This is a genomic window from Verrucomicrobiia bacterium (assembly GCA_036268055.1).
GTDB lineage: Bacteria > Verrucomicrobiota > Verrucomicrobiia > Limisphaerales > Pedosphaeraceae > DATAUW01.
The window spans coordinates 124,367-137,527 of the sequence record DATAUW010000012.1; the positions used below are offsets into that span (position 1 = coordinate 124,367).

Annotated in this window: 12 protein-coding genes; 6 read left to right on the plus strand and 6 right to left on the minus strand. The window is 55.5% G+C overall.

Annotation, left to right across the window (positions count from 1 at the left end; all coding sequences use genetic code 11):
* Complete coding sequence (locus tag VH413_06150) at window positions 1-621, plus strand: hypothetical protein (protein ID HEX3798267.1); 621 nt, start codon at window positions 1-3, stop codon at window positions 619-621.
* Between the two features lie 372 nt (window positions 622-993).
* On the opposite strand, the gene VH413_06155 is transcribed toward VH413_06150, so the two are convergent.
* Entirely contained in the window at window positions 994-2,820 is a 1,827-nt protein-coding gene (locus VH413_06155; GenBank protein ID HEX3798268.1) for a GreA/GreB family elongation factor, read from the minus strand.
* Between the two features lie 52 nt (window positions 2,821-2,872).
* On the opposite strand from VH413_06155, the gene rsmB reads away from it, so the two are divergent.
* The 4 genes from rsmB to VH413_06175 all read left to right on the plus strand — a co-directional run bounded on the left by rsmB (window position 2,873) and on the right by VH413_06175 (window position 6,803).
* Window positions 2,873-4,177, plus strand: coding sequence for a 16S rRNA (cytosine(967)-C(5))-methyltransferase RsmB (gene rsmB, locus VH413_06160; GenBank protein HEX3798269.1), 1,305 nt, complete (start codon window positions 2,873-2,875; stop codon window positions 4,175-4,177).
* A gap of 144 nt (window positions 4,178-4,321) precedes the next feature.
* The gene (locus tag VH413_06165; protein ID HEX3798270.1) at window positions 4,322-5,689 is read left to right on the plus strand and encodes a TAXI family TRAP transporter solute-binding subunit; all 1,368 of its coding nucleotides are present in this window, start codon (window positions 4,322-4,324) and stop codon (window positions 5,687-5,689) included.
* A gap of 147 nt (window positions 5,690-5,836) precedes the next feature.
* Complete coding sequence (locus VH413_06170) at window positions 5,837-6,109, plus strand: hypothetical protein (GenBank protein HEX3798271.1); 273 nt, start codon at window positions 5,837-5,839, stop codon at window positions 6,107-6,109.
* A 277-nt stretch (window positions 6,110-6,386) separates the two neighbouring features.
* Window positions 6,387-6,803, plus strand: a complete 417-nt coding sequence (locus tag VH413_06175) for a TerB family tellurite resistance protein (protein HEX3798272.1) — start codon at window positions 6,387-6,389, stop codon at window positions 6,801-6,803.
* Window positions 6,804-6,941: 138 nt separating this feature from the next.
* Here the strand turns inward: VH413_06175 and VH413_06180 are convergent, their stop codons facing one another.
* From VH413_06180 to VH413_06200, 5 genes are all read right to left on the minus strand, one after another.
* Complete coding sequence (locus VH413_06180; GenBank protein HEX3798273.1) at window positions 6,942-7,223, minus strand: hypothetical protein; 282 nt, start codon at window positions 7,221-7,223, stop codon at window positions 6,942-6,944.
* A 32-nt stretch (window positions 7,224-7,255) separates the two neighbouring features.
* The gene (locus VH413_06185; GenBank protein HEX3798274.1) at window positions 7,256-7,642 is read right to left on the minus strand and encodes a phage holin family protein; all 387 of its coding nucleotides are present in this window, start codon (window positions 7,640-7,642) and stop codon (window positions 7,256-7,258) included.
* Window positions 7,643-7,645: 3 nt separating this feature from the next.
* The gene (locus VH413_06190) at window positions 7,646-7,957 is read right to left on the minus strand and encodes a DUF883 family protein (protein ID HEX3798275.1); all 312 of its coding nucleotides are present in this window, start codon (window positions 7,955-7,957) and stop codon (window positions 7,646-7,648) included.
* Between the two features lie 206 nt (window positions 7,958-8,163).
* On the minus strand, window positions 8,164-9,579 hold the full coding sequence (locus tag VH413_06195; GenBank protein HEX3798276.1) for a glycoside hydrolase family 18 protein: 1,416 nt from the start codon (window positions 9,577-9,579) through the stop codon (window positions 8,164-8,166).
* A gap of 156 nt (window positions 9,580-9,735) precedes the next feature.
* Window positions 9,736-12,033, minus strand: a complete 2,298-nt coding sequence (locus VH413_06200) for a LamG-like jellyroll fold domain-containing protein (GenBank protein HEX3798277.1) — start codon at window positions 12,031-12,033, stop codon at window positions 9,736-9,738.
* Between the two features lie 228 nt (window positions 12,034-12,261).
* Between VH413_06200 and VH413_06205 the strand changes: the two genes are divergently transcribed.
* Complete coding sequence (locus tag VH413_06205) at window positions 12,262-13,119, plus strand: type II secretion system protein (GenBank protein ID HEX3798278.1); 858 nt, start codon at window positions 12,262-12,264, stop codon at window positions 13,117-13,119.
* Window positions 13,120-13,161: the final 42 nt, after the last annotated feature.

Here is a 13,161-nt window from a genome sequence, read left to right on the forward strand (position 1 = left end):
ATGTTGCGCTTCACTCTTACTCTGGGCCTGCTTGGCACGCTGGCGGCCGCTTCACAAGCCGGCACGCTCGTGCCGAGCGGCGAGGCGATCACAACCTCCGTCCAACGCGAACAGGTGGACACCGTCGAACCATTCTATCGGGCTTATCTGACCACCGACGCGGAAAAATTCGCTTTTCTCATGCCGGACAAATACCGCCTGGGTGGCGATCCGGCCCACGGCAAGCTGCTCCTCGAGAACATGGAAAAGGGGGGGATGATCTCGTTCACGTTCATGCGTTCCTCCGATTCCGATCCGGCGGAAACCGGTCGCGACGCCTACCGTCAATTACTGGCGAGCCGTTATCCGAAGGCAAAATTTGTTGGTGAATTTTCCACCTCAGCGGGAGGCCATAGCGGAGATGGCTTTGAATTTCAATGGGTGGCGCCGAATGGCCTGGTGGAAAAAACCCGCGCGGTTTATCTCCACACCAACGCGGGCCTGCTGGAATTGATTTCGACACGAAGCGCGACCAACGCTCCCGAAGCCCAGAATTCCCTCGATGAAATCATCCACACCTTCGCGGCCAGCGCGAGCGCGAATGGACAATTAGTTGTGCATCACATCGCCCGCTCCAATTAACGCGTCATTCGGCGGCCAGACACATCGCTTCAGAAAATATTTCAGAATCTAACGCATCACCGAAACTACAACACGGTTGATGCGGCCGGCCTGCGTGGGCCGGTTTTTTTATTTTTGGAGAGAAAGCCGTGAATTGCGCCTTCAAAATGGGATAATGGAGAGCGGCGGTCTATGACCACCGAATCCGTTGGGAGCGCGGGTCTATGACCCGCAGCAACTCCCGCGAAGATTGCCGCTTTCGATTAGGCATAGGTTTTAAAAGTAACCGATCCGGGATGCGACAATTAAACATGTGGTGGGCTAAGCCGCAGACGGCTTGACCTTATGGACCTTGCTGCGGGTCATAGACCCGCGGTCCGTTGAACATCAAAGTTACGCCTCCGGCTTTTTGTAGGCTTCAATCGTATCAATCCGGTAACGCTTCTTTGCGCCGTCCATTTCAAAGTCCACCATCTCGCCGGGTTTTTTGTTGAGCAAGGATTGGGCGACGGGCGTGAGGTAACTGATGATGCCGGTTTCGGGATCGGAATCCCACGCACCGAGGACGGCGAATTGTTCGACGTTGTTGGTGTTAAGGTCGGTGACCTTCACGGTCGTGCCGATGTTGACGGCGTCGGTCTTGACGTTGGCGAAGTCGGTTCCGCGCGCGCGGACGAGTTGCGCTTCCAATTCGGATTTGCGGCGCATCAGAAGCTTCTGCATTTCCTTCGCGGCCTTGTATTCGTGGTTTTCGCGCAAGTCGCCGTAGCTGCGGGCGATGGCGATTTCCTTCGAGTTGGCCGGGATTTTCTTTTGTACCAGCTCGGTATATTCGTCTTTGCGGCGTTCGAGACTTTCCCACGAAACGAGGTAATTCGCTTCCTGTTTGGTCGCCTCGCCGGAGATGAGCGATTGGATGGCGGGGTAACTCTTGACGATGCGCGCGAGGAGCGAGCGTTTGTCCATGTCATCAAAGCACGGCGAAAGTTGCAGCGCGCGGGTCAAGTCCTTGATGACTTCCAGATCCGCGGAGCCGATGAGTTCGACGAGCAACTGCTGATCGTCGAGAATGAAATCGCGCAAACGGTTCGAGCGTTTTTCGTTGAACTGGTCGCGTTCCATCGCGCTCAGCATCGCGCGGAAAACTTCCGGCCCGAGGATGTCCGCAAAGGCATCCGAGCGTTCCTTGGCGAGCCACAAAAGCAATTCGCTGCTGGCGGTATGCTGGCTGATCAGGCGAGCGAGGGTTTCCTTGAGCAAATCAATCTTGCCCTCGCTGATAAGCAACTGCGCGCACTCGCGGCAGAGCTTGGCGGGAACCACATTGAGGGTCGCGCGAACGATTTCGAGCCAGCGATCCGGATTGGCGTCCTTGAAAGAGTCGAGCGTGCGGCGATGCTTCACGGCGGGCATTTGCTCGACAAGCTGGCCGAGACGGTTTTCCTGGGCCCAAATGCTTTTAGCGGTCAATTCGCCTTCGATCGGCGGAATTTTGGCGGCTTCGCGCAAATCGTCGCGGATGAAAATACCTTCGAGCGCAACGGGCGCCTGGGTGCGCTGATGCGTGAGGATCTCGGTGTTGAGTGTGGTGATGACTTCGGTCGCGGCGGCTTTGGGATCGCTAAGATCGGCGACGCTCTTGAGAATTTCGCTGGCGACGGCAATGTGCGCTTTCAAACCTTTGGCCGCGCGATAATCACCGAGCAAACGGTCCTGCAAGGAGACTTCCTTGACCTGGTAAATGATCGGGTCGGTCTTCTTGAGCGGCACCTGGAAATGGCCGTCCTTTTTCAACTCGCGTTTTGCTGCTTCCCACCATTTTTTCCAATCGTCCTTGATGACATCCGGCACGAGCACCGCCTGAATTTGATCCACCGTGGCGCGGCCGTTGTAACTCGTCAGCACAAGCTTGATGAGATCGAGATGATGCAACGCGGCCATCTGGCGCAGACCTTCGATATCCGCAGCTTTACGGGCGAGAATGTGATCCTTGGGAATCGGTTTCAGCGATTCAGCGGCGAAGGAAAGGTCCATCGTGTGATTGGCCTTGCCGGGAAAATCAATCGTGAACCGCGCAAACACCGTGTCCACCGTCGTGATCTTTCCAAATCCCCAACTGCGGTGCATACAATATCCGCTGGTGGTGAGCTGGACAAGCGGCTCGATCTGCTGCTTGTCGAGCTTGCCCGCGGCCGCCAATTTTTCGAACTCTTCTTTCATAAATGTATCTTATTTCTCGCCTGCTGACATGACAATGGCATTATTAAAAGTCGTGAGCGAACAAAAACCAAGACAAATTGCCGTGCAGGTCCTCAGGCAACGGCTACTGGAACAGGACTATACTGAGAATTTATTTGAAAAAGAATTGTCGGCGCACCGGCTGACGTCGTCCGACCGGGGGCTTTGCCAGGAGTTGGTTTATGGCATCGCGCGCTGGCAAATGACGCTCGACTGGCTCATCGCGCGCAAGACGGAAGGGCGCACGCAGAAGGAGGAATTGCGGATTCTTTTGCAGTTGGGACTTTACCAGATGTTCTGGCTGGATCGCATTCCCAACCATGCGGCGGTGCACGAGACGGTGGAATTGGCGAAACATCTCGGGCTGGGGCCGCAGGCGGGTTTTGTGAATGCGGTGTTGCGCGGCTACACGCGCGAGCGGGTGGAAACGGAAACGCTGCTGGCGGATTTAAAAATCAACCAACCCGCGCTGGGGTATTCGCATCCCGAATGGATTTATCAACGATGGTTCGCCCGCTGGGGCGCGGAAAAGACGGCCCAGTTGATGCAGTTGAACAACACGCCGCCGCCGACTTTCGCGCGATTGAACACGCTCAAGGCGGACGCTACGAAACTCATGGCGCAGTGGGACACCGAGCGCGTGAAGTTCGCGAGGCGAAGTTTCGATTGGACGGGCGGTGGGCTGGTGTATCAGTTGGAGTCGCATCCGTCGCTGGCGGAAATGCGGAGTTTCAAGGACGGGTGGTTTTATGTGCAGGACCCAAGCACGCTGCTCGCGGTGCGGGAACTCGACCCGCAACCCGGCGAGGCCGTGCTGGATTTGTGCGCCGCGCCAGGGGGCAAGACGACGTTCATCGCCCAGCAAATGCAGAATCGCGGACGCATCACCGCGCAGGACGCGCAACCGGATCGCCTGGATTTGATCCGGGAGAATTGCGCGCGATTGGGTGTGATCGTAGCGGAAATGTCCGTGGCGCCGAGCGGCGTGATTGCGAACCCGGCAAAAAAATTCGACCGCGTGCTGGTGGATGCGCCGTGCTCGAACACGGGCGTGATGCGCCGACGCGTGGATTTGCGCTGGCGGATTCGCGCGGAGGAAATCGAGCGCCTGCGCGCGGAGCAATTACAACTGTTGCGCGCCGCCGCACCGCGAACCAAACCGGGCGGACGACTCGTCTATAGCACATGCAGCCTGGAGCCGGACGAAAACACTGAAGTGGTGAAGCAATTTTTGGGTGAACATCCGCAATTCAAATTGGAACACGAACGTGAATTGCTCCCCTTCGTTGAAGGCGTGGACGGCGCATATATAGCCGTGCTAAGCGCAGCCGGACTTTAATTGATTCGACACCACAGAGCGCCGCTAGCGGACGATTATGCAATGACACACCATTGAATATTGGGAAGCCCTATGCTTTCAAATGTTTGATGGTATGATGACGGAAGGTGCGGGCCGATGGTTCGGCGCGCTGGGATGACTGTTATGGACAACGATAAAAAAGCGGCGGCGGAACCGAAAACGGGTTTGGACAGAATCGTAGCGCCGGTCACGGAGACGTTTGGATTGAGTTGGGCACTGGCGGCGGCCTCGGTGCTTCTGTCAGTGGCATTGCTGGCGGCGGCGGTTTTTTATTTTTTTCATTCCGCGCCGCCGCGCACGTTGACGATCAGCAGCGGACCGCCCGGCAGTTCGTTTGAATCCTTTGCGACAAATTATCAAGCCATCCTCGCCAGCAACCATGTGACTTTGAAGATCGTGGAGTCACAAGGTTCCGAAGAAAATCTCGCGCGTCTGAATGACAAAAAATCAAAGGTGGACGTGGGCTTTGTGCAGGGCGGCATCACGAATGGATTACAGGACAGCAAACTGGTTTCGCTGGGCAGCATCACGTATCAGCCGATGCTCATCTTTTACCACGGAACAAACGAGGTAAAGCTGTTGTCCGATTTTCGCGGCAAACGGCTCGCGCTCGGCCCGGCGGGCAGCGGCACGCGCGCATTGGCGACGACCTTGCTGAATCTCAACGGCGTGGACGTGGGTTCCAACGCGACGCTTGTGGACATTGACGCGACGAATTCACCGGAGGCATTGCAGAGCGGCAAAGTGGATGCGGTATTTCTCATGGGGGATTCGGCGTCGCCGCTGATCATGAAAAAATTATTGCTCTCGCCAGGCGTGCAGCTTTTCAACTTCGAGCAGGCGGATGGTTACGCGCGCAAAATCACCTACCTGGACAAACTCGAACTGCCGATGGGCTCGATTGATTTCGGCAAAAATATTCCGTCGCAGGACGTGTTTCTGCTGGGGCCGACGGTGGAGCTTTTGGCGCAGCCGAACTTGCATCCGGCGCTGGTGGATTTATTGCTGGAGGCCGCAAAAAGGGTGCATGGCTCAGCGAATTTGCTGCGGAAAAAAGATGAATTTCCCGCGCCGCTGGAACACGATTTTCCGATCAGCGCGGAAGCGGAACGATTTTATAAATCGGGAAAAGGATTTCTGTATAATATGCTGCCGTTCTGGCTGGCGAGCCTGGTGAATCGAATTTTAGTCGCGTTCGTCCCGCTGGTGGTACTGCTGATCCCAAGTGTGAAGGCGATTCCGGCGGCTTATAAATGGCGGATACGCATGCTGATTTACCGGCGGTATCGGTTGTTGCTCGCGCTGGAACGCGAACTGGATGAGAACGGCTCGCCGAAGAAGATCGAAGAATTATTGGCGCGGCTGGACCGCATCGAAGCGACGGTCAATGGAATGAAAGTGCCGGCGTCGTTTGCGGATGCGTTTTATGGGCTGCGCGGGCACATCGGTTTTGTGCGCCAGCGGTTGACGGATCGCCAGGGGCAGAATTAGCTGGCGTTCATTTATTTAACTCCGCCCGCGGTTTGACCAGTTCAAGCACTGGTGTTAGGATGAAATCGTTCCCTTCATTCGATTCAGATTCCTTCTGGATTACGAATTCCTTAATACAAAATCATTCAACACCGACTTGTTACTATTATGAGAAAGACACTTGCGATTATTTTTTCAGGCGCGGCGCTCGCCGGCACTTTGGCTTTCACCTTGCCTTCGGTTTTTGCGGAATCGAATATCGTGCCTACGCCGATGGCAGAAAATCGCCCAGCCATGCATCGCGCGATTGATGCGCTGGAAGCCGCGAAAACGGAAATGGAACACGCCGGCCACGATTTCGGCGGCCACAAGGCCGCAGCCATCGCCGAATGTGACAAGGCGATTGTCCAGTTGAAAGAGGCGCTGAAATACGACCGCTGATTCGCGAGTGCGGATTTGAACCGCGGAGGCACGGAGACGCGGAGGAAGAAGAAAGTTTTAGCCACGGATGGAACACGAAACAAACACTGATTGAGAACATTTTTCTGTGTTCAATCCGTGTTTCATCTGTGGCTGGTACCTCCTTTTTCCCTTTGGCCGTTCGCAAGGACCTCCGCGTCTCCGTGCCTCCGCGGTTAATTCTGATTTCCACGCACCATGTTTTGTGGACAAGGCGGAATTGCGGCTTATCATTGGGAAAAATTTAACGCGCAAAAACATGGCTAAGGAAAAATTGAAATCAGCGCCGATGCCGGTGGAGTTGCTGAACATGCAGGGCTTCACGGCGTCGCAGCAGGAGGCGCTGCTGGATCTGCTGGTTCTGGCGATGTATCTCGACGGCAATCTCGCCAAGGTCGAGGAGGCGCGCGTGCAACAACTTTTGACCGCGATGGGTTTTGCGACCGAGTATGATCGCAACCGCCAATTCGACGCATCAGTCACGCGCGTGCGGCGGGAATCGCAGACGGCGGAGGCGGTGAAGGCCTGCAGCGGACGGCTCGCGGATAAATTCACGTTGCCGGACCAGCAGCGGCGGATTTACCGGATGTTGCGCGAGTTGACGGCGCTGGATGGAAATATTTCAAAAGAGGAAAGCCAGTTCTTATTGGCGATCAAAGAGAAGTTTGGGATCTGAATAGAACGGAGTCGGGGGGCGCAATGGGGGAGGTGAGCGTACTTGCGAGCCCCATATAGATCTACCGCGTTAATTTTCCATCAGGGGCAACAAATTAATCAGGGCTCGCGATAAGCTCGCCCCCCATATTAATCGGAATTATTCCGCCTGATCTTCTGACTGGCCGCGCATGCGTTTGAACATGCCTTTTACCTGGTTAAAGACGGAGATGCCGGACATGACCTTGGAGATGATACCGCCTTTGCCGGGAGTTGCCGCGGCATTTTTTTTGGCCATGAACAATCCAGCCACCGATGCGCCGACGCTCAGCGCGACCGACGAAATTCCGAGAATGGCAAAACGCTTTTGCAAATGGTCAAAAGCTTCATGCGCGGCGGCCATCTGGACGCGAAATGTCTGCCGATGGATTTCGCTTTGCATCAGCAACAGTTTCTTGCGTTGAGAAAATTCTTTTACTTCGAAGATTCTAACCACTCGCGGTCCTTTTTCATTTCACCGATGGAACCCGCGAACGGCGGCGCCCCGGTTTTGAGAATGGATTTGAGGTTCAACAACGCCAGCAGCGCGCCCACGGCATAGATCACGCAGAATCCCACGAGCGCCCAGATGCGCAACGATTCGGGAAACAGCCACACGATCAAACTGGTGAATACGATGAGAAACATCAACCCCAGCAGACCCACGGCCATCGCCCAGACGAGCAATTCCATCAGGTGCGTCTTCTCCTCCTCCACTTCAAGCAAGAAGAGTTCGCCGCGGTTTTGCAGCGCGGAAAAACCGGTGCTGACCAGTTGCCGGATCTGCGTGAGCAGGCCGACGGGATTGGACTCGGATTCCACGTTTTATTTGCGATTGACCAGGACGCCGATAAGCAGGCCCAAACCAAAGGCGATGCCGATGGATTGATAGGGATGATCGCGGATCACCCTGTCGGTGGCCTTGGCGCCGGCAACAGTTTTGTCCTGGAGTTTGCGGGCGGTTTCCTTGGCGGAATCGAGCGCAGCGGAAAGCTTGGCGCGCGCGGCCACGCTTTTTTCGCCAAGTTCACCAACCCCTGCGCGGAGAACTTCTTCGCCGTCCTGAACGACCTGGCGGAGATCGTGCAATAATTTCTGGGTGGAATCGTGCAATTCACTGCTTGAATGGTCGTCCATAATTTTATCTCTGGTTTGAATTTTGAAATGCTTTTAATGCCGCAACCCGCGGCATCTGACCGGACTTCGGTATGCTCATTTTAACGAAGTCTGTCAACGGGATTGTAAACGAATAATGGGACCGGCGCAAATTTTTCTGCGGGAAGGTTTTTCAGCCGTGGCTGAAAAAAGGAATTTATGAATCTTTGTGGATGTAGCAGGTCACCTCACGGCGGGGTCTTGACGCGGTAGAAACGCTGGGGGTCAATGGGCGGATTGGGATCGCTGATGCGGAGGATGCCGCCAGTGCCGTTCACATTATTCGAGAGGGTGTTCCACGAGCCGTCCACGATGTTGCTGGTCCACATGACGCGATAGAGCGAGAGCGGCAGGCTGTTGAAACTGAGTTGAAGGCCTTTGCCCTGAAGTTGAATCTCAGTGAGTCCGGGCGTGGCGAGGGATTGTTTCAATGCGTCGAGCAGTGGCGCGCGCTGGGCGCCGGTTTGGGCCGGGAAAAAATCCAGACTGAGTTCCCAAATCATCACGCCGCCGAGGCCGCGATTGCGCGCATAACTGACTTTGACCTGGCAGGTGCGTTCGTCATCATAGGAAATAAATGCGGGCGAATTCGTTTTGCCCAGGTAAGCGGCCTGGGCGTTGGTGTCCCAATGATATTGATTGGACGCGTAATAGCTATTGATGATGTTCGCGTAGGAAGGCGTGGTGACGGTGGGCGCGTTGGTGGTCCATGATTGGCGCGGAATGGTCACGCCACCGGCAGGGACGGTGCCGCTGCCACCCGTCCACACGTAGCCATAGAACGCCACGCCGATGCCGAGCCGATACGGCGCCACGCCGCTGGAGATGAAATTATTGACTGCGCCATCCACGGACGGTAGCAAACCGCCGGTGCTGGGAAAATGGTAACCGTCATCATAGAGCGGCGAGTTGAACCACGTGACCCAGCCGGCGTACGGGCCGGACAGATCGTAAGTCATGATGTTGATCTGATCGAAATTCGTTTGGAGGGAAGCGAAGAGTTGATACTCGGCATTCACCGGATCGCGATAATCGGAATATGCACCCGCAGCGGCGGTGAGAAATTTGGGTTGGACGAAACCATTGAGATTCGTCCGCAGGCCGATGATAAAATTTGTGTATTGATTTGCGTCCGCTTGAAGCAGCGGTTCCCAATCCACATCAATGCCATCGTATCCGCGGGACGACATGAAATTGATCAGGTTCGTAATAAATTTTGCGCGATTAGCGTTCGTCGTCGCGCCTTCAAAACCCGCTCCGCTCCCCGCGCCACCGACGCACACGAGCACTTTTTTTCCGGCGGCATGCGCGCGCGTGATGAGGTCGCTGGAATGCGACGCGCTCAGGCCGTTGCCGCTGGTGTTCAGCGAGCCGTCGGTGTTTGGAATGATGCTGAAATGGATGATGTGCGAGAGCGCGGAGAAATCGAGATTGGAGGCAACCATCGTGTCCTGCTGATAACCGGCGTAATAGCCAGTGTTCCAGAGGTCGGCGCGCGCGGGTTGCGCGAACCAGCACGCGGCAGCGATGGCGATGAGAAAAAACGGCAGCGTCCAATTTTTTTGGCGAACGGCTTGGGCGCGGCCCGGTGTGGCGAACATCATAAAACTAATTTCCTGCAAATTCGGCGGTCACAGACTGGCGCTACAGGCGGAGGCGATGACGCGGCCGGGGACTTCTAAATTCTTCACTTGGACTAAAAAGGCCGGGGTGTTGTGCTCACCCCGGCCCCTGGCTTGCGGCTCAAAGGCCAGCTTCAACTATTGTGTCTGCACCTTGAAGAAGGTGTTCGTGCTGCCGATGCTATTTGTATAGGGCGAAGTCGCGCCAACGACCGGTGTATAAATGCCGTTAAGCGTGTGCGAGGAGAGCAGTGTGCCGACCGGCCAGCTCAACACCAGCTTGCCGCCCGACGTGCTCAACGGAGCCGCCGTTACCTTCACGGCATTATTGAAATGCGATACGACTTGTTGCGGGCTCAACGCGTAGTTGTAGAACGCGGTGTCATCCGCCGTGCCGACGAACGTGCCGAAAGTCGCGTCCGAGCGCTGGCCGATGACCGTATCGCTAAAGCCGCCGACACCCAACTGGTTATTGGGCAGGATGCCCGCGCCGTTGGCGATGAACTGGTCCCCTGCAACCGAGAAGGACGTGCGCGCTTCACCGTTGATATACATGGTGAAGGTGGTGCCATCATCCGTCACGACCAGGTGATACCATTTGAAAGGTACGATCAGATTATTATTCGCCGGATCATCCGGGCCGGCGACGATGAAGCCATTGCCGGGTTGTGGCACGAAGGCGAAGTTAGCGCTCGGTTGCTGATAAATATACCAGCCGTTGTAAGGATTCGGGAACGAGTTGAATTGCGAGGAGAGCACAACGCGATAATCGCCGAGTGAATAGGGCTGTATCCAGGTTTCCGCCGACCACGCGACTTCGGGATTGAGTTCGGGCGCATAGGCGATGTGAATCGAAGAACCGTTGGTCAGGCCGACGGCATCATTGGTTTCGTGCGGGATGCCCGTCGGAACGTCGAAGAGGAAACTGCCCAGGCCATCCATATACACACCGTCGAAGCTGCCCACGGCATCCGTGGCCGTGCCGCCATCGGCATTGGTTTCATCGAGACGCCAGTAAGCGACCGGGCTGTCGGCCACGACGATTCTGGCATATCCGGTAATCGGTACGGTGACCGCGCGCGGTTGAACCGTGAGGTTGACCATGAGCGGATCGTTCGTCATGAACGGATTGCTGACGATGACGCCGTAAGTGGCATTGGTGAACAGGCCCTTGAACCAGACGGTGTCGTTGGTTGCGCCGGGGATGACCACGCCCGAACCGCTGGTGAAGTCTTCCCATTGATACTTGATAGGGCCCGCGCCGTTGGCGATCACGCGATAAGCGACCCAACTGTTGCTGCCGCTATTGCGAGTGCTGTCCGTGGGAGCGCCGACGATGTTGAAGTTCGTAAGCACCGAGAGAGTGACGGCTGCGCTGTTGGTAACGCCGACGATGTTTGAGACCGAGAGGCTGAATGTGGAACCATCATCGGTCGGAGTGACGGCGAGCGAATAGGAATTGTTGGTCGCGCCGGTGATTTTAGTAGCGCCACGGAACCATTGATAAGACAGCGGCGCGGTGCCGGCGGCCAGGGCGCTGAAAGTGGCGGTCGTCCCGGCATAATTGGTTTGCGGCGCGGGAGCGGTCACGAAGGACGGCGCGATATTGGCGATCACGCGGAAAGAATTCGTGCCGAGTTGATAATGCGCGAGAATCTGGGCGGGCGTGAGCGCGTAACCGTAAATGGCGGCCTCATCGGCACCGCCGGTATAGGGTAATTGGCCGGTAGAGGCACCTGACCCGATAAACTCATCCGTGCCGGGATTTGCGATGTAACCTGTGCCCGGGCTGGTGCTGAAAGGAAGGCCATTGACGTAAAACACGAAGTTGGTGCCGTCGAAAGTGACTGCCAGATGATACCATTGGAGTAGTGAAATTGCACCGGTCTGCGAGAAAATTCCCTTCTGATGCACATTCAAAATCCATGCACTGGCCGGGCCAGGCGACTGATAAAAATTCCAGCCCGAGGTGTTGGGAAGGCCGAAACCGCCGAATTCGCTGAACGGGACAGTATAGTTGGGCGGCTGGGTGGTGGGAAACAACCAGACTTCCGCCGAGAACGGCGTGCCGGTGCCGTCGGGATTGGCGGGGTTGAGCAGTGTGCTGTAAGGAATATCCACATCGCCGAAGGTGTTGTCGGATTCCAATTTAAACGTCACGGAATTGGTATCAATGCCCGGCAAACCGAGCTGCGGGAAAGAACCATCCGCGCCGTCAGCAAAAAGGTACTCTCCGTCCAGGTGATTGGTGGTGGAGTCAAGCGCTGTCGTGCCATTGGTTTCTTCCAGCCGGTAGTAAGCCACCGGATTGTCGGAAAGGATTAACTGCGGATACGTCTGCGTTGCTTTCGCTTTCTGAGAGGAGAATAATGCGATTGCTGATACGCAAGTCATCAAAACACCCAAACTCAGGCCCGATCTTTTGATTAGTTTCATAGTTGTTTCAGTTGATTGGTTAGAACTAAGCGGCAGCATGAACGCCTTTGCCTGTCGCGCGGAATGACAAATACTGCGGGCATCGTATCAATACGATTTAAAAAATCAATATAAATATTTAATAATCTAAATGCAATATGTATGATAGTATCATATAAAGTATGATTTAATTCTTGACGTTTTGTGTATGGTTGGTATTTAATGGCGACACCGTTCTCGGATACCCCTATGAACTCGCCACGAATTTTACCTAAACGAAGCAAAAATGGATTCACCCTGATCGAACTGCTGGTCGTGATCGCCATCATTGCGATTTTGGCCGGCTTGCTTTTGCCCGCGCTGGCCCGCGCGAAGGTGCAGGCGCAAAAAGCCAAATGCGCCAGCAACCTCAAGCAGCTGCAACTCGGCGCGATTATGTATACCGGGGATTACAATGGCTATCTCCTGCCCAATTCGCCCGACTCGCCAGCGTCGCTGGCCGGGCCGGGCAAAGCGTGGATTGACAGCGATACCGGGACGGAAGGCTGGGACATAGCGTCCACAGGCAATACCAATTATGCCATTTATACTGCCGGTCTGATGGCACCTTACATGGCCAACCAGATCGGTGTTTATAAATGTCCGGCCGATAGAATTCCTTCGGCGAATGGTGACCGTTTGCGCAGTGTTTCAATGAACGGGCAGATGGGCGCGGACTATCTGGTGAAAGTTAATTTCAATCTTGACGCTCCCGCAGTCCAATATGTTAAGGACACCGATGTGACCTGCCCAGATCCGTCATCGGCTTTTGTATTCTGTGATGAAAGTCCCGATAGCATCCAAGATGGCTTTCTTGAAGTAGATACTCATGGGACGATGGGTTTCTTCCCGGATGTGCCTGCTTACTGGCACGGTGAGTCCTGCGGATTTTCCTTCTTTGACGGCCACGTCGAGGTGCATAAATGGCAGACGAGCGTGTTGAACATTCCCGTCAAGGTGAACAGCGACACCCACAATGTCACACCCTCCAACGGAGCGAAAAACGTGGACTGGATTTGGTTTCGTCAACATGCTGCGTGTGACCCGGGGCAGTCTCCCGGGAGTTGAGCCGTGCCATTGCAGGCCCGGCAATCATTCCACCAGAACTAA

Bases quoted from the DNA above. Each gene is read 5' to 3' on its own strand.
- VH413_06150 (HEX3798267.1), top strand. From the start codon at position 1: ATGTTGCGCTTCACTCTTACTCTGGGCCTGCTTGGCACGCTGGCGGCC.
- VH413_06205 (HEX3798278.1), top strand. From the start codon at position 12,262: ATGAACTCGCCACGAATTTTACCTAAACGAAGCAAAAATGGATTCACC.
- VH413_06175 (HEX3798272.1), top strand. From the start codon at position 6,387: ATGGCTAAGGAAAAATTGAAATCAGCGCCGATGCCGGTGGAGTTGCTG.
- VH413_06200 (HEX3798277.1), bottom strand. From the start codon at position 12,033: ATGAAACTAATCAAAAGATCGGGCCTGAGTTTGGGTGTTTTGATGACT.
- VH413_06190 (HEX3798275.1), bottom strand. From the start codon at position 7,957: ATGGACGACCATTCAAGCAGTGAATTGCACGATTCCACCCAGAAATTA.
- VH413_06165 (HEX3798270.1), top strand. From the start codon at position 4,322: ATGGACAACGATAAAAAAGCGGCGGCGGAACCGAAAACGGGTTTGGAC.
- VH413_06155 (HEX3798268.1), bottom strand. From the start codon at position 2,820: ATGAAAGAAGAGTTCGAAAAATTGGCGGCCGCGGGCAAGCTCGACAAG.
- VH413_06195 (HEX3798276.1), bottom strand. From the start codon at position 9,579: ATGATGTTCGCCACACCGGGCCGCGCCCAAGCCGTTCGCCAAAAAAAT.
- VH413_06180 (HEX3798273.1), bottom strand. From the start codon at position 7,223: ATGCAAAGCGAAATCCATCGGCAGACATTTCGCGTCCAGATGGCCGCC.
- VH413_06170 (HEX3798271.1), top strand. From the start codon at position 5,837: ATGAGAAAGACACTTGCGATTATTTTTTCAGGCGCGGCGCTCGCCGGC.